Annotated in this window: 18 protein-coding genes; 12 read left to right on the top strand and 6 right to left on the bottom strand. The window is 59.8% G+C overall.

What is annotated here, in order from left to right; all coding sequences use genetic code 11:
* Positions 1-25: 25 nt before the first annotated feature.
* The 4 genes from KGB18_RS19695 to KGB18_RS19680 are packed head-to-tail and all read left to right on the top strand — an operon-like array spanning position 26 to position 2,451.
* Positions 26-331, top strand: coding sequence for a DUF2282 domain-containing protein (locus KGB18_RS19695; protein ID WP_201059833.1), 306 nt, complete (start codon positions 26-28; stop codon positions 329-331).
* Positions 332-356: 25 nt separating this feature from the next.
* Positions 357-1,211, top strand: coding sequence for a DUF692 domain-containing protein (locus tag KGB18_RS19690; protein WP_223570358.1), 855 nt, complete (start codon positions 357-359; stop codon positions 1,209-1,211).
* Positions 1,208-1,969, top strand: coding sequence for a DUF2063 domain-containing protein (locus tag KGB18_RS19685; RefSeq protein ID WP_223570357.1), 762 nt, complete (start codon positions 1,208-1,210; stop codon positions 1,967-1,969). The genes KGB18_RS19690 and KGB18_RS19685 overlap by 4 nt, the downstream gene beginning before the upstream one ends.
* A complete protein-coding gene (locus tag KGB18_RS19680) occupies positions 1,966-2,451 on the top strand; it encodes a DoxX family protein (protein ID WP_123719773.1) in 486 nt (161 codons plus the stop codon). The genes KGB18_RS19685 and KGB18_RS19680 overlap by 4 nt, the downstream gene beginning before the upstream one ends.
* Positions 2,452-2,633: 182 nt before the next feature.
* Here KGB18_RS19680 and KGB18_RS19675 read toward each other — a convergent pair whose 3' ends face one another.
* Complete coding sequence (locus KGB18_RS19675; RefSeq protein WP_123719774.1) at positions 2,634-3,548, bottom strand: LysR family transcriptional regulator; 915 nt, start codon at positions 3,546-3,548, stop codon at positions 2,634-2,636.
* A gap of 106 nt (positions 3,549-3,654) precedes the next feature.
* Between KGB18_RS19675 and KGB18_RS19670 the strand changes: the two genes are divergently transcribed.
* The 3 genes from KGB18_RS19670 (at position 3,655) to KGB18_RS19660 (ending at position 6,723) form a co-directional block, all read left to right on the top strand.
* The gene (locus KGB18_RS19670; RefSeq protein WP_038979242.1) at positions 3,655-4,254 is read left to right on the top strand and encodes a short chain dehydrogenase; all 600 of its coding nucleotides are present in this window, start codon (positions 3,655-3,657) and stop codon (positions 4,252-4,254) included.
* A 94-nt stretch (positions 4,255-4,348) separates the two neighbouring features.
* Complete coding sequence (locus KGB18_RS19665; protein ID WP_123719775.1) at positions 4,349-5,014, top strand: COG3650 family protein; 666 nt, start codon at positions 4,349-4,351, stop codon at positions 5,012-5,014.
* A 95-nt stretch (positions 5,015-5,109) separates the two neighbouring features.
* Entirely contained in the window at positions 5,110-6,723 is a 1,614-nt protein-coding gene (locus KGB18_RS19660) for an NAD(P)/FAD-dependent oxidoreductase (protein WP_052966952.1), read from the top strand.
* A gap of 143 nt (positions 6,724-6,866) precedes the next feature.
* On the opposite strand, the gene KGB18_RS19655 is transcribed toward KGB18_RS19660, so the two are convergent.
* Positions 6,867-7,964 carry a PLP-dependent cysteine synthase family protein gene (locus tag KGB18_RS19655; protein ID WP_187326393.1) on the bottom strand — a complete coding sequence of 366 codons (1,098 nt, stop codon included), beginning with the start codon at positions 7,962-7,964 and terminating at the stop codon, positions 6,867-6,869.
* 248 nt (positions 7,965-8,212) lie between these two features.
* Between KGB18_RS19655 and nhaA the strand changes: the two genes are divergently transcribed.
* The 4 genes from nhaA (at position 8,213) to KGB18_RS19635 (ending at position 11,254) form a co-directional block, all read left to right on the top strand.
* A complete protein-coding gene (nhaA, locus tag KGB18_RS19650; RefSeq protein ID WP_123719777.1) occupies positions 8,213-9,400 on the top strand; it encodes a Na+/H+ antiporter NhaA in 1,188 nt (395 codons plus the stop codon).
* 121 nt (positions 9,401-9,521) lie between these two features.
* On the top strand, positions 9,522-10,748 hold the full coding sequence (locus KGB18_RS19645; RefSeq protein WP_123719778.1) for an S-type pyocin domain-containing protein: 1,227 nt from the start codon (positions 9,522-9,524) through the stop codon (positions 10,746-10,748).
* A complete protein-coding gene (locus KGB18_RS19640; protein ID WP_410003835.1) occupies positions 10,717-11,010 on the top strand; it encodes a colicin E3-like toxin immunity protein in 294 nt (97 codons plus the stop codon). Before KGB18_RS19645 ends, KGB18_RS19640 begins: the two co-directional genes overlap by 32 nt.
* Positions 11,011-11,020: 10 nt before the next feature.
* Positions 11,021-11,254, top strand: coding sequence for a hypothetical protein (locus tag KGB18_RS19635; RefSeq protein ID WP_123719779.1), 234 nt, complete (start codon positions 11,021-11,023; stop codon positions 11,252-11,254).
* 84 nt (positions 11,255-11,338) lie between these two features.
* On the opposite strand, the gene KGB18_RS19630 is transcribed toward KGB18_RS19635, so the two are convergent.
* The gene (locus tag KGB18_RS19630) at positions 11,339-11,803 is read right to left on the bottom strand and encodes a glycine zipper 2TM domain-containing protein (RefSeq protein WP_123719780.1); all 465 of its coding nucleotides are present in this window, start codon (positions 11,801-11,803) and stop codon (positions 11,339-11,341) included.
* A gap of 169 nt (positions 11,804-11,972) precedes the next feature.
* Here KGB18_RS19630 and KGB18_RS19625 point away from each other — a divergent pair, with 169 nt between their 5' ends.
* Positions 11,973-12,209 carry a hypothetical protein gene (locus KGB18_RS19625; RefSeq protein ID WP_052966960.1) on the top strand — a complete coding sequence of 79 codons (237 nt, stop codon included), beginning with the start codon at positions 11,973-11,975 and terminating at the stop codon, positions 12,207-12,209.
* A 5-nt stretch (positions 12,210-12,214) separates the two neighbouring features.
* Here the strand turns inward: KGB18_RS19625 and pdxH are convergent, their stop codons facing one another.
* The 3 genes from pdxH to KGB18_RS19610 all read right to left on the bottom strand — a co-directional run bounded on the left by pdxH (position 12,215) and on the right by KGB18_RS19610 (position 15,248).
* The gene (pdxH, locus tag KGB18_RS19620) at positions 12,215-12,862 is read right to left on the bottom strand and encodes a pyridoxamine 5'-phosphate oxidase (RefSeq protein WP_052966961.1); all 648 of its coding nucleotides are present in this window, start codon (positions 12,860-12,862) and stop codon (positions 12,215-12,217) included.
* Positions 12,863-12,886: 24 nt separating this feature from the next.
* Positions 12,887-13,990, bottom strand: a complete 1,104-nt coding sequence (locus tag KGB18_RS19615) for an OmpA family protein (RefSeq protein ID WP_223570356.1) — start codon at positions 13,988-13,990, stop codon at positions 12,887-12,889.
* A 112-nt stretch (positions 13,991-14,102) separates the two neighbouring features.
* Positions 14,103-15,248: a serine hydrolase domain-containing protein gene (locus KGB18_RS19610; protein ID WP_223570355.1), complete on the bottom strand. Its 1,146-nt coding sequence runs from the start codon at positions 15,246-15,248 to the stop codon at positions 14,103-14,105.
* Positions 15,249-15,376 lie beyond the last annotated feature (128 nt).

Here is a 15,376-nt window from a genome sequence, read left to right as displayed (position 1 = left end):
CCAAGCTCAATTTCGGAGAAACATCATGACTGCTACCACCCGCACCCTGTCCGCCACCGCCCTGGTTCTGGCCCTCGGTTCTGCCCTGAGCATCGCCGCTGTCTCCACTGCCCATGCCGCTGACGACAACATGGAAAAATGCTTCGGCGTGGCCATGAAAGGTCACAACGATTGCGCCGCAGGCGCTGGCACCACTTGCGCCGGCACTGCAAAAACCGACTACCAGGCCAATGCCTGGAAACTCGTCCCTAAGGGCACCTGCACCACCACGATGAGCAAAACCTCGCCAACCGGTTTCGGCCAGATGGAAGCCTACAAAGCCAAGTCGTAATCAGAACCCAGCCTGAGTGTCGACCATGAACCATTCATCTTCCGGGCTCCCGCCCCGCTCCGGGCTGGGGCTCAAGACCGAGCACTTTCGTGAAGTGCTCGGTGCACAACCGGACATCGGTTTCTTCGAAGTCCACGCCGAAAACTACATGGTGGCCGGCGGCCCGTTTCATCATTTTCTGGGGTTGATCCGCGAGCAATATCCGCTATCGCTACACGGCGTCGGCCTGTCCATTGGTGCCGAAGGTCCGCTGGATAATCAGCACCTGCAAAGACTTGCCGCGCTGATCGAACGCTATCAACCCCAGTCCTTTTCCGAACATCTGGCCTGGTCCAGCCATGGCCCGGTATTCCTCAATGACCTGCTGCCCTTGGCCTACGATGTGCCAACGCTGAACCGCGTCTGCGAGCATATCGATCAGGTGCAGAGCACCCTCAAACGCCCGATGCTGCTGGAGAACCCAGCGACGTATCTGGCGTTCCAGCGCTCGACCATGGATGAAGCTGATTTCATCAGCGAAGTCATTCGCCGCACTGGCTGCGGCCTGCTGCTGGACGTCAACAACGTCTACGTCTCCTGCATCAATCACCAAAGATATCCGCTGACCTATATCGACGCGCTGCCGCTGCAGGCGGTGGGAGAGATTCATCTGGCAGGGTTTGCCGAAGACACCGACAGCCTCGGCGACCGTCTGCTGATCGACGATCATGGTGCGCCCATCGATAACGCGGTATGGGCGCTGTACAGGCAGGTGCTGGATCGAGTTGGCCCGATTGCCACGTTGATCGAACGCGACAACCAATTACCGGCCTTCAGCGTGCTGCACGCGGAAGCCCGCCAGGCTGACGAGTTGCTGCATTGCGCGCGGGGCCGATCATGAGCACTCAAGCCGCGTTTGCCGCCGCCCTGCTCGATCCGCAACGGCCCTGCCCTGACGGCTTGTTCAGTGCCAACGGCGCCGATCCGGCCAGCCGTTTCGCGGTGTATCGCAACAATGTGCAGAGCTCGCTGATCAACGCATTGGCGGATAGCTACCCAGTGCTTTTGCAGTTAGTCGGTGATGATTTTTTCCGGGCGATGGCGGGGTTGTATGTGCAGCGTTGCCCGCCTCAAGGCCCACTCATCAACGACTACGGCAAGGACTTCGCCGAGTTCATCGATAGCTTTGAACCGGCAGCCAGCGTGCCTTATCTGGCCGACATGGCGCGGCTGGAGCGGTTGCGCGTTCAGGCCTATCACGCCGCCGATGCACAGCCCTTGCGCCATGAGCAGATCGCCGCCGCGCTATCGGACCCGCAGGCGCTGAGCGAGCTGACGGTGGGGTTTCATCCCTCCCTGAATCTGCTGACTTCAGCTTTTGCCGTGGTTGCGATCTGGGCCGCGCATCAACAGGACGCGACGCTGGCCGGAATCGACCTCGACCACGGGCAAAACGCGCTGGTGTTGCGCAATGGTCTGGAGGTTGAGGTCTTTGCCATCGACCACGGCGCCAGCATCTTCATTCAGCACCTGCAAAACGGCCAATCCCTGACCCAAGCGTTAGAGACAGCGCCCGCCTTCGACCTCAGCCAAACCCTGGCGCTGCTCATCAGCCACAACGTCATTACCCATTTACACCACAATCAGGTATCGCCATGAACACCCATTGGAACCCCATCGCCCGCGTCATCGCGCTGCTGGAAAAAATCCCCCACAGCCTGATCTCCTTTATCGCGCGCTTTTCCATTGCCGCGGTGTTCTGGAAGTCAGGGCAAACCAAGGTGGAAGGCCTGGCCATCGACTTGATCGACGGCACCTTTCAACTCGGCGTACCAAGGCTGGCGGACTCGACTATTCCGTTGTTCCAGAGCGAATATCACCTGCCGTTGCTCTCCCCGGAACTGGCGGCGCACCTGGCGGCCTTCGCCGAGCATTTCTTTCCGGTGCTGATTCTGATCGGCTTCGCCACACGTTTTTCGGCGCTGGCACTGCTGGGTATGACGCTGACTATTCAGCTGTTTGTATATCCCGATGCCTATCCGACTCACGGCACCTGGGCGGCGGTGTTGCTGTACTTGATGGCGACCGGACCGGGCAAGTTGTCGATTGATCATCTGATTGCCCGACGTTACGCCCGCTAATCCCTACCTCAGAACTCCAGACAATGAAGCCCCACTGTGTGAGCGAGCTTCTGTGGCGAGGGGGCTTGCCCCCGTTCGGCTGCGAAGCAGTCGCAAAGCTTTTGGGGCCGCTTCGCGACCCAACGGGGGCAAGCCCCCTCGCCACAGAAGCTCGCTCCCACAGGGGGTTGCGTGGTGAGACGTCATCGTTGAAGCCGATCCAATGCCTCGCCACTGCGCTTGAACCAACCCATCAGATGATCCGCCAGCACTTGGGTGCGCTTCGGCAAACCACCTTGATACGGGTGCACCAGGTACATCGGCATGCTGCGGGTCTGATAATCGCGCAGGAGCCAGCGCAAACGCCCGTCAGCCAACTCCTCTTGCAGCAAGTACGACGGCAAACGCGCAATGCCCGCATCCGCCAGCGCGGCTTTCTTCAAGAGGTTGTAGTGGTTGCTGGCGAACGGCCCCGACACTCGCACCCGCAGTAACTCGTGCTGCTGGTGATAGAGCCATTCTTCGCGACCGCTGTAATGACTGTTGAGCAGGCAGCGGTGTTCAGCCAGCGCCTGAGGCGTCAGTGGCTCGCCGAATCGCTCAAGGTACGCAGGGCTGGCGCAGGTCATCTCGTGCCAGGCCAGCAGCGGGCGGGCGACCAGGCGTTCGTCGTTGGCCACTTCCGAGCGGATCGCCAAGTCGAAACCGTCCCGGGACAGGTCACGGTAGTTATTGTTGAGCTCCAGTTCGATCTGCACCTCGGGGTACTGCCGGGAAAACTCCAGCAGCGCGCCGTCAAAGAAGGTTTCCCCCAGTGAAACCGGAACCGTCATCCGCACCGGGCCGGCCATGTCGTCTTTCAACCGCGCCAAAGCCTGACGCGCCCGCTCGACTTGAATCACCAGCGCCTGGGCTTGCGGCAACAGCGCCGCGCCCGCCGCCGTCAGGCTCAAGCGGCGCGTGGTGCGTTGCAGCAACACCACAGCAAACCGCGTTTCCAGCAGGCTGATGCGTTTGGAGAGTTGCCCTTTGCTGCAACCCAGTTGCTGGGCGGCCAAGGTGAAACTGCCCGCCTCGATCAACACCGCGAATGCCGCCAGATCGTCCATTTCGCTCATGGGATTGTTTCCATTTGAAAACCAAAGGTTGCCTATTAGCCCGCTTATCAATGGAAAAAACCACTCTAAACTTAAATTTAAATCCAACCCATTCAGGTACAGCACGATGAAAATTCTTTTGATTGGCGCCTCTGGCACCGTCGGCTCGGCGATTGACCATGAACTGTCCCAGCGCCACGAAATCATCCGTATCGGCCGTAAAAGCGGTGAGTTCCAGGTCGACATCAGTGACAGCGCCTCGATCCGCAAATTGTTCCAACAGACCGGCAACTTTGATGCCCTGATCTGCGCCGCTGGCAGCGTCAACTTCGTGCCGCTGGCGACTATGACCGAACAAGACTTCGAGCTCGGCTTGCGGGACAAGCTGATGGGCCAGGTCAACCTGCTGCTGATCGGCCGGGAATTCGCCAATGACGGTGCATCATTCACCTTCACCACCGGCATCCTCAGCCACGATCCGATTCGTACCGGCAGCTCAGCCTCCATGGTCAACGGCGCCCTGGACAGCTTCGTCCGTGCAGCGGCGATCGAACTGCCGCGCGGCTTGCGCATCAACTCGGTCAGCCCGAATGTGCTAGTCGAAGCAATGGGCAGCTACGCCCCGTACTTTCGTGGTTTCAAACCGGTTCCCGCCGCCGAAGTAGCGCTGGCCTACGCCAAAAGCGTGGAAGGCTTACAGACCGGCCAGACTTACCGCGTCGGCTAAACCAAACACGACCCGTAGGAACGCGAGGACATTGCAGGGTTGTGATGAACGGTCAGGCTAAGTAACGTGGCGACACTTGTCAGGAGACTCAAAGATGCGTGTTGCCCGTTCCTTAGTGCTTGTTGCCCTGCTTCCGCTGTTCGCCGCCTGCCAGTTGCTTGATGGCCCGCGCGAAAGTGCTTCCCATGTGGGCCAGACCCGCATGCAGGGCCAGTTGACGGCGGCCGACGGCAAGTTGCTGTTCCAGCCGTGCAATGAGCAGCGCAGTTATGTGGTCAACGACACCGGCGGCACCAGCGTCCTGCAAGAGGCCGCGGCCCTGGCCGACGACCAAGGCAAGTTGTTTGCCGACGTGCGTGGCCGGATCGTTGCCGGTGGTGCCGATAGCCGGCTCGATCTGGAGCAGCTGTACCGAGTCGAACGCTCGGGCACAGCGTGCGACGATCCCAATTTCAAACAGCTGACTCTGCGCGCCGCCGGCCATGGCCCTGAATGGAACGTCAAAGTCAGTGGCAAAGGCATGGTCATCGACCGCGCCGGCCAGCCGCCCTTGGCCCTGCCGTACGTTGAAGAGCAACTGGGCGACGGCCGCTTCAACCTCAGCACCGAAGCCAATAATCAGCGCATCGAGCTCTGGGTCGCGCCGCAACGTTGTGTCGACAGCAGCACCGGCAGCGTGCAGCACATGAGCGCCGAGCTGCGCATCGATGGCCAGGTGCAACGCGGCTGTGGGTATTTTGGCGGATCGCGTAACGACTGATCGTTTTTGCCTCACGGGAATCATCCTTTGAGGCTTATAATCGCGGGCTTCAAACGCCTTGGCGCAGTTGTGCGCCCCGCGAACCGGATCCCGTCATGTTACGAATCACCGAACTCAAGCTGCCGATCGACCATCCCGAAGAAGACCTGCGCCCTGCCATCGTGCAGCGCCTGGGCATCGCCAGTGATGACCTGCTCGATTTCACCTTGTTCAAGCGCAGCTACGATGCGCGCAAAAAGTCCTCCGAACTGTGCTTCATCTACACCATCGACCTTAACGTTCGCGATGAGGCGTCGGTGCTGCACACATTCGCCGATGACCGTAACGTCAACGTGGCGCCGGATGTCAGCTACAAAGTGGTCGGCCAGGCGCCGGCTGATCTTGAGCAACGTCCTGTCGTCGTGGGTTTCGGCCCGTGCGGAATCTTCGCCGGCCTGCTGCTGGCGCAGATGGGCTTCAAGCCGATCATCCTCGAACGCGGCACCGAAGTGCGTCAGCGCACCAAGGACACCTGGGGCCTGTGGCGTAAAAGCGTGCTCAACCCCGAGTCCAACGTGCAATTCGGTGAAGGCGGCGCGGGGACGTTCTCCGACGGCAAGCTCTACAGCCAGATCAAAGACCCGAAATTCATCGGTCGCAAAGTCTTGCACGAGTTCGTCAAGGCCGGCGCGCCGGAAGAAATCCTCTACGTCAGCAAACCGCACATCGGTACGTTCCGTCTGACCGGTGTAGTCGAAAACATGCGTGAGCAGATTCGCGCCATGGGCGGCGAAGTGCGCTTCCAGCAGCGCGTCACCGATGTGTTGATCGAGGACGGCCAACTGGTCGGTGTCGAGCTCAATGGCGGCGAGCAGATCCATTCGAAACACGTGATTCTGGCCCTCGGCCACAGCGCCCGGGACACCTTCCGCATGCTCCACGGCCGTGGCGTGTACATGGAGGCCAAGCCGTTCTCGGTGGGTTTCCGCATCGAGCACCCACAATCGCTGATCGACCGCGCGCGCCTGGGCAAATACGCCGGGCACCCGAAACTCGGCGCTGCCGACTACAAACTGGTGCACCACGCCAGCAACGGTCGTTCGGTCTACAGCTTCTGCATGTGCCCGGGCGGCACCGTGGTGGCGGCGACTTCCGAGCCGAACCGCGTGGTCACCAACGGCATGAGCCAGTACTCGCGTAACGAGCGCAACGCCAACTCCGGGATCGTCGTCGGGATCACCCCGGAAGTCGATTATCCAGGTGGCCCGTTGGCTGGCATCGAGTTGCAGGAACGCCTGGAATCCCACGCCTTTGTGCTGGGCGGCAGCAATTACGAAGCGCCGGCGCAACTGGTTGGCGACTTCATCGCAGGCAAGCCATCGACTGAATTGGGCAGCGTCGAGCCGTCCTACAAACCGGGCGTTGCCTTGGGTGATTTGGCCCTGGCTTTGCCGGCGTTCGCCATCGAAGCGATTCGCGAAGCCTTGCCGGCGTTCGAGAAGCAGATTCGTGGCTACTCGCTGCACGACGCCGTGTTGACCGGGATCGAGACGCGCACGTCATCGCCGCTGCGGATTACCCGTAACGAGTCGATGCAGAGCCTGAACGTGAAAGGCTTGTTCCCGGCCGGTGAAGGCGCGGGTTATGCGGGCGGGATTTTGTCGGCGGGTGTCGATGGCATTCGGATTGCCGAAGCGGTGGCCCGAGACATTCTTGGCCTGGAGGCCTGATACACAAATACCGAAACAACACATTACCTGTGGGAGCGGGCTTGCCCGCGATAGCGGTGGATCAGTCAACATCTCTGTTGAATTTGAATCCGCCATCGCGGGCAAGCCCGGCTCCCACAAGGGTCTTCAGTGTCTGAAACATCTCAGATATTGGCGCGCAACACGCTGGCCGGCAGCGGCTCGCCGCGCTCGACACTCGCCGCCACGGCATCCATCAAACCACTCAACTCATACCCTTGGGCCTTGAGCCAGGCCTGATCGTAATAGGTGGTGGCATAGCGCTCGCCGCCATCGCACAAAATCGCCACGATCGACCCCGACTCCCCCGCCGCCACCATCTGCTGGGCTGCCATCAAGGCGCCGATCAGGTTGGTCCCGCTCGATCCGCCGACCCGTCGCCCCAAACGCTGCGCCAGATAATGCATGGCCGCCAGCGACAACGCGTCCGGTACTTTGACCATCGCATCGATCACCTTGGGCAGGAACGACGCTTCCACCCGAGGCCGACCAATGCCTTCAATCCGTGACCCGCAATCCAGGCGCAGGCTGGCATCGCCGGTCTGGTAATAATCGAAGAACACCGAACGCTCAGCATCGGCGCACAGCACGCGGGTGCAGTGCTGGCGATAGCGCACATAACGACCGAGCGTCGCGGTAGTGCCGCCGGTGCCGGGGCTGGAAATCAGCCAGCTCGGTTCCGGGTGCAGCTCGAAGCGCATCTGCTGGAAGATCGATTCGGCGATGTTGTTGTTCGCCCGCCAGTCGGTGGCGCGTTCGGCGTAAGTGAACTGGTCGATGAAGTGCCCGTCATGTTCGCGAGCCAGGCGTTCGGATTCGGCGTAGATCTGCGTCGGATCGTCCACCAGATGGCTCTTGCCACCGTAGAAAGCGATCTGCGCGATCTTTTCCTTGGACGTGGTCGCGGGCATCACCGCAATGAACGGCAACCCCAACAAGCGGGCGAAGTACGCCTCGGAAATCGCCGTCGAACCACTGGAGGCTTCGATCACCGGCGCACCGGGTTTGAGCCAGCCGTTACACAGGGCGTAGAGGAACAACGAGCGCGCCAGCCGGTGTTTCAGGCTGCCGGTGGGATGGCTCGACTCATCCTTGAAGTACAACTCGATGCCCGGCAACCCCGGCAGCGGCAAGGGGATCAGATGGGTATCAGCGCTGCGCTGGAAGTCGGCTTCGATAATCCGGATGGCTTCGCGGGCCCACTGTCGGTTGTCGCTCATGATGGTTTTCTCGTTGAATCAGGCAATGAGTCGGCCTTGTCGCAAGGCTCAGCCCACAAGCTTAGGAAAGAACCTACATCATGCACAGATACAGCTGAGGTCCAATACGTCCGGCAACTGCTAGGCTCAGGCCTTTGCTGACCGTCCGCGTTGTAACGGCATATAACAAAAAAGAATATAACTTTTGTTTTAACAACTAACGGTACGGGTTAGGGTGTGCCACCTTTTGAATTCATCGATGGAGAGCGACCTTGCCTCTGCGTAGCACGTTCACGCGTTTCTTTCAGTTGGAAGCTGCCAGCGGTCTGTTATTGATCGCCGCGGCCGCTCTCGCCCTGATCATCAACAATTCATCGCTGTCGTGGCTCTATAGCGGCTTGCTGGACACCCCCGTGGTGGCTCAGATCGGCGCGCTTAAAATCGCCAAGCCACTGCTGCTGTGGATCAACGATGGCCTGATGGCCCTGTTCTTCCTGCTGATCGGCCTGGAAGTGAAACGTGAGGTCCTCGACGGCCAGCTGTCAAAACCATCGCAGATCGTGTTGCCCGGCGCGGCGGCGATTGGCGGCATGGTGGTGCCGGCGCTGATCTACTGGTTCCTCAACCGCGACAACCCGTCCGCCTTGGGTGGCTGGGCCATTCCGACCGCCACCGACATCGCCTTCGCCCTCGGCGTACTGGCCCTGCTGGGTAAACGCGTGCCTGTGTCGCTGAAACTGTTCCTCATGACCCTGGCGATCATCGACGACCTGGGCGCGATCATCATCATCGCGATCTTCTATTCCGGCGCACTGTCGACCTTGTCCCTGGCATTGGCTGCGGCCTGCATCGCGGCCTTGATCGGGATGAACCGACTCGGCGTGGTCAAGCTCGGGCCGTACATGATCATCGGGCTGATCCTCTGGGTCTGCGTGCTCAAGAGCGGTGTACACGCCACGCTGGCAGGCGTGACCCTGGCCTTCTGCATTCCCCTGCGCACGAAAAACGCTGAGCCTTCGCCACTGCTGACCCTGGAACATGCCCTGCATCCGTGGGTGGCCTACGGCATTCTGCCGCTGTTTGCCTTCGCCAACGCCGGCCTGTCACTGAGCGGCGTGACCGTCGAAAGCTTCACCCACGACGTGCCGATGGGCATCGCCGTCGGCCTGCTGCTGGGCAAGACCATCGGAGTCTTCGGCCTGACCTGGCTGGCGGTAAAAATCGGCATCGCCACCCTGCCCCAAGGCGCCAACTGGGGTCAGGTTCTGGGCGTGGCGATCCTCTGCGGCATCGGTTTCACCATGAGCCTGTTCGTCGGCTCCCTGGCCTTCGTGCCCGGCAGCAGTGAATACGCCGGGATGGATCGAATGGGGATTCTGACCGGCTCGATACTGGCGGCATTGATCGGTTATGCGGTGACAGCGGCGGCGAGTCGCAAAAGCACTGCGCTGCAGTCCTGAACGATAGAGAACACTCTTAGCGACATTCAGGATTCGTCCTACAGCCACGATTAGCCACGTTCGTTAACGTCGTGCAGCCCCTCTTTCGGGGGTTGCCGATGGACGAGCGAAAGGACAATCAGTGGCTGGCAACAAGGACATTCCCCGGGTTCAAAACCCACCATCAGGCGACGGGCATCACGTCACCCACCGCTACATGACTGCCACTGAATTGGCCGAGCGGGACGCCAGGCAAAACGCCTACGACGCCATGCTCGCCAGGCAGCAGATCTTCGAAGACAGCCTTCAAGTCACTGCGAAAAAGGACGACGTTGCCCGCGCGGGATGCGTATTCGCCAAGTCCTGCAAGCTGCCCGACGCAATCATCGACTACGCGAACCCCTCCAGCGTTGTTCCGACTGACAGCCTGAAAGACTACGGCGAGCTGGTTCTGCTCGGTGCTCGCGAGGCCGATGAAAGCGGTGTCGTGCCGCTCAAGAAAATCAGTAGCACTGCGATTCCGGCAGGTTTCGGCAGCTTTGCTTTGACCGGCTCAGCGTTCGCCGCACTGCCCGCTGTCGCCGCCAGCAGCGCTGCGGCCACCTTGGCAGGCTTGGTGGCCCTGGTCATACCGTCGAGCCTTGGCGACAGCTCGCTCTACACCGAAGATCAACTACGCGCCCTTAAACAGGCGCGCACTCGCGTGCGCCTCAGAGTCGAGCAACAGGCTGACGGCAGTCTCAAGGGATACGGTTTCTACACCGGCAAAAACCGTGACTGGGAAATGGTCGATGTCGTGCAATTCACCTTGCGTGGCAGTCAGCAAGTGGCTGATCTTGGGGACGGCATCGAGCTGATCTGGACACCGGCCGAGGACGGTTCAAACGTCCTCGGCATCCCCGCTTTGGAAGCCGCACCACAAGCGCCGCACATCTGGGTTTATCCGCCAACTAAGGCGGCTGACAGCATCATCGTGAATCCGGTTTACCCGCCTGAGTACAAGGATTTCATTCTTGTGTTTCCGGCGGATTCGGGGGTTCGGCCGCTATACATCGTAGTCAACACGTCACGTAAAGGCCTACCATCAGCGGGGCATAGCTATCATAAACCTCCGAAAACAGAACAAATCGCCGCGTTTCCCGGCCTGAAAAAAGCAAAAAAAATGAATCCTATACAAGGAGGTGGTGGTCTTCGAGAACGTTGGATAGATGCCAAGGGCAGGAGAATTTACGAGTGGGATTCGATGCACGGAGAATTGGAAGTATACCGCGCAAGTGATGGAGCCCACTTAGGAGCGTTTGACCCCATTACAGGTGAACGGCGCGAAGACCCGAAAGATGAAAGAAGCATCAGGAAAAAATATTTGTGAGGTAATGATGGGATTAAAACTGAGACTGGAGTGGTACGACAAGCAAACCCAACTGTGCCAAGGCGAGGAATCGTCCAAAGACTTAGGCGATGATGAGTCAGTATTGAATGCCTTGGGTATCCCGGTGGAAAACAACATCAATAATGGCGGTTTCAATGTAATCGAAAAATGGGTCGCTACAATTCAGCCTTTTTTTCAACACGACATCGCCTTGACCACTTACGACTATCAGATTGCGTTTGATTACAGTGAAGCCTGGTAACAAGCCCCCCATGATCTACAAAATTGAAGCCTTTGATAAAAAAACAGAGTTTCTTGTATTCGCGGAAGAATTTCCCAGCGGATGCGACGAGCAAATAGCAGCCATCATGGGATGGACGGTAGAACAGCAAGGCTGGGAAGGCTACGACCTGACAAGTGATCAACTTAACGCTTTGGAGAAACTGTTGAGAAAGGCGGTTTTTGATCCGGCGCATTTTTTTCAGTTAAGTTGCAACGCTTATTAAGCATTTCTGAATCAATACCAATCTTAAAACAAAAACCCCGACCAGCTCACCTGATCGGGGTTTTCTTTCACCCTACATTCCCGCTTAGTGCGTAACGCGGCTAGTCCCATCAACAGTAGCAATCCGCACACGCTCACCCACACGGAACACTTCGTTTTCCTGAACCTGTTGTACGTAGGCGCGCATGCTGCCATCGTCTTCGCGCACGGTGATTTCAACACCTTGAGTACGGGTCAGGCCTTCTTCGGCAGCCGAACCCACCAGGCCGCCGGCGACGGCGCCGATAACCGCTGCGACGATACTGCCGCGACCGCCACCGATGGCGCTACCGCCGACACCACCCACGACTGCACCGGCAGCGCTGCCGATCGGGGTTTTGGTGCCTTCGATTTTCACCGGACGCAGGGCTTCGATAGTACCCATGCGAATCGTCTGCACACGACGCGCTTCGTCACGGGAGTAGGAGTCACCGGTCAAGCTCGATTGGCAGCCAGTGAGCAACATCGCCATCGTGGAAAAGGAAGCAACCAGCAGAACAGACTTACGCATAGCATCAAACTCCATAGGACAGGTATCCATTAAACTCCGCAGCTTGACGCCTGTCACGACTTCACCCGGATAAAATTGGTTTCATTCAGGCCCGATACAGGCGCTTTTTCGAACTCACCACACAGTAGCGTCAAATTACAAAATCTGCGCCGCTGACCCAAGGATTTTCATGGATTACTTCATCATTGTCGTCACGACCGTCGCCGGCTTGTACTTCCATTGGTGGCTGTACGTGCGGATCAAACGCTGGATGGACCGTGATCTGGCGTTGTCACTGGCGGGTAAAGACCAACAGAAAAGAGCCTTTATGCTCCAGCAACTGGCGAACGCTCAAACGCAGAAGATCAAGCGGCGGGACCTGCCTCAGTGGCTGGAGGCCGCTGCGGCAGGGTATCCCGATCGGTAGACTATTTACGGCGCCAGGCGTTCACGAACCCAGTCGGCGCCTTGCAAGCGGTAGTTGAGGCGATCGTGCAGACGGCTCGGACGGCCCTGCCAGAATTCGATGCGCTCGGGTAGCAAGCGATAGCCGCCCCAGTGCTCGGGGCAGTGAGGCTGAGTATCGCTGAAACGTTGCTCGGTGTTCTTGAGCAGCGCTTCCAATTCGCCGCGATCGGCGATCACCCGGCTCTGGGGCGAGGCCCAGGCACCGAGACGACTGCCCAGAGGACGAACCTGATAGTAGGCGTCGGACTCTTCAGGCGTGACCTTCACCACCCGCCCTTCGATGCGCACCTGGCGCTCCAGGGCCGGCCAGAAGAACGTCATGGCCGCAAATGGATTGGCTGCCAGTTGCTGACCCTTGTCGCTTTCGTAGTTGGTGAAGAAGGTGAAGCCCTGCTCGTCCAGGCCCTTGAGCAGCAGGATGCGGCAATGCGGCCGACCGTCCTGATCGACGGTAGCCAGGGTCATGGCATTCGCCTCCACCGGCACCTGCTCGGTATTCACCGCATCGGCAAACCACTGGTGGAACAGCGCGAACGGCTCGGCCGGGGCTTGCGCCTCGGTCAGGCCATCTCGGGTGTAGTCGCGACGCATATCTGCCAAGGGCCGGGTCATGGCGCATTCCTTTTGGTTAACGAATCACTTCTTTGTGTCATCGGCGACAGCGACTTTCTTGGTGTCGACAGCGGCTTTGGCGGGCGCAGTCTTTTTCACCACTGCTTTTTTGGCTGGAGCCTTGGCAGCCGCTTTCTTGGCCGGTGCCTTTTTCGTCGCCGGCACAGCCGCTTTCTTCGCTGCAGGAGCCGGGGTCACAGGCTTGGCCACTGGCTTGATGTCTTGCGCAGCGACCATAGTTTTCACCGGTGCAGGAGCCGGCATGTTGTACTTGCTCAGCAACGCGACCATGGTATTTGCCGGGGTCACCAACAGCTCGACGCGACGGTTCAAGGCACGACCTTCAGAACTGTCGTTGGCGGCACGCGGAGCCTCACCACCCATGCCGCGCAGCATCAGGCGATCACGCTGCAGACCGCTGAGACGGAAGATCGCCGCCACTGCCTGGGCGCGTTCCTGGCTCAGCTTCACGTTGGCCGGTGCGGCGCCCGACGTATCACTGTGACCGAGTACCAGCACGGCAGTCTTTGGATCGACTTCGAGGATTTTCGCGACACGGGTGAACGGGCCGAGGGTCACCGGCAGCAGCATGGACGGACGATCAGGGTTGAACGAGCCTTCTACCGGTGCCGTGACGACCAGCACGTTTTCGCGGCGCTCAAGTTTCAGGTTGCTGTCCTTGATCGCTTCGCGCAGGCGCGGTTCGTAGTCGTCGAGCCAGGCCTGGGTGACTTTCGGGTCGGGCATCGGCACGGCCTTAGCGGTGCTCTGCTCCTTGCCGCCGAACGGCCACCACCAATTGCCACCGGCATCGGCTTCAGTCTTGGCTGCAACGGCCGGCTTGGCTTCAGGTTTAACGTCCGGTTTCACGTCCAGTTTGGCCACTTTATCGGCAGCGTCATCGGAACCGAACGGCCAGTACCAAGGGGATGCACTGTCAGCCTTGGCGACGGGTGCTGTTGCAGCAGGTTTCAGCGGGGCTGGGGCTGGGGCTGGGTCTTTGGTCGCAACCTTGTCGGAAGAGCCGAACGGCCACCAGCTGCCGCCGTCTGCGTCATTTTGTGGGGTTTGTGCGCAACCGGTGATAGCGAAGCACAGGGCCAGGGCGAGAGTTTTATTGGATGACATTGGATATCCACAAAATGAAGTAATGAAAAATCAGACCGGGTTGCCCCGGATAAACAGCGCTTTGAAACCACAAAGGCTTTCGGGTTCCGGCCCTGGCCCCCTTAAGCGTGATTTACAGACAAGTGGCCAGTACTCGCACAAGCTTTTGGGCTCGTGGATCCATCAAGACGTACGGCCCCAGGGTATTTGTCACAAAGCCGAAGGCCACATCGTATTCCGGGTCAGCAAAACCGATGGAGCCGCCGGCGCCCGGGTGACCGAACGCCCGTGGGCCGAGGCCGTAGGTGGCGTTGGGTACGTCCGGTTGATCGAGCATGCAACCCAGGCCGAAGCGGGTCCGGGTCAGTAAAGTCTTGTCTTCGCCGACGCTGTGTTCGCGGGTTAGCTCCTCGAGCATTTCGCTTTCCAGCAGGCTGCCGTCGAGCAGACCGGCGTAGAAACCGGCCAGGCTGCGGGCATTGCCATGGCCATTGGCGGCCGGCTGCTGCATGCGCCGCCATTCCGGTTTGTTGGTACTGGTCATTATAGACGGCGGGTTGGTGAAGGCCCGGGTGCTCATGGCCGTCGGTTCGCGCATGGTCACTTGCAGCAAGCGCTGGGCCGCGGAATCGCCGAGGTTGCCCTTGCTACGGGCAATATGCGCCACGCGATGGAACTCTTTGTCGGCGAGGCCGACGTGGAAGTCCAGCCCCAAAGGCTTCGCGACCCGTGCCACGATGGATTCGCCCGGCCCACGACCGTCGGCGCGACGCAGTAACTCACCGACCAGCCAGCCATAGGTGATCGCCGCATAACCGTGACCTTCACCCGGCGTCCACCATGGCGCTTCGGCGGCCAGGGCATCGACCATGGTCTGCCAGTCGTAAAGTGCTTCAGGGGCCAGCAACTCGCGCAACGCAGGCAGGCCGGCCTGATGGCAGAGCAAGTGGCGCAGGGTCACGGATTCTTTGCCGGCGGCAGCGAACTCGGGCCAGTAGCGAGCGACTGGAGCATCCAGTTGCAGCTTGCCTTCGGCCACCAGTTGCAGCGCGGTCACGGCGGTGAAGGTCTTGGTGCAGGAAAACAGGTTGGCAATGGTGTCGCTGTGCCAGGCTTCGGTGCCGTCCTTGTCGGCGGTACCGCCCCAGAGGTCGAGAACGGTTTCCCCGCCAATCCGGATGCACAACGCCGCGCCACGCTCCTGAGGATCGTCGAACAGCGCCGCAAAAGCTTCGCGTACCGCTTCGAACTTAAGCTCGTAATGACCCTGAATCTGCACCCGCAACTCTCCCGGATAAACGCTCTACAAAGTGGCCCGCATTGTTCCAGCCCTTGAGGGTTTTGGGAACAGGGTTGGGCCGGGCGGTCGCCCGGCCTTGAGAATGCCTCAGACATCGATGGTGCGAT

The organism is Pseudomonas sp. BF-R-26, from assembly GCF_019947395.1.
GTDB classification, from domain to species: Bacteria; Pseudomonadota; Gammaproteobacteria; order Pseudomonadales; family Pseudomonadaceae; genus Aquipseudomonas; species Aquipseudomonas farris.
The sequence above is the reverse complement of the archived record's forward strand: the minus strand, read 5'-3'. Positions and strand labels throughout refer to the sequence as shown.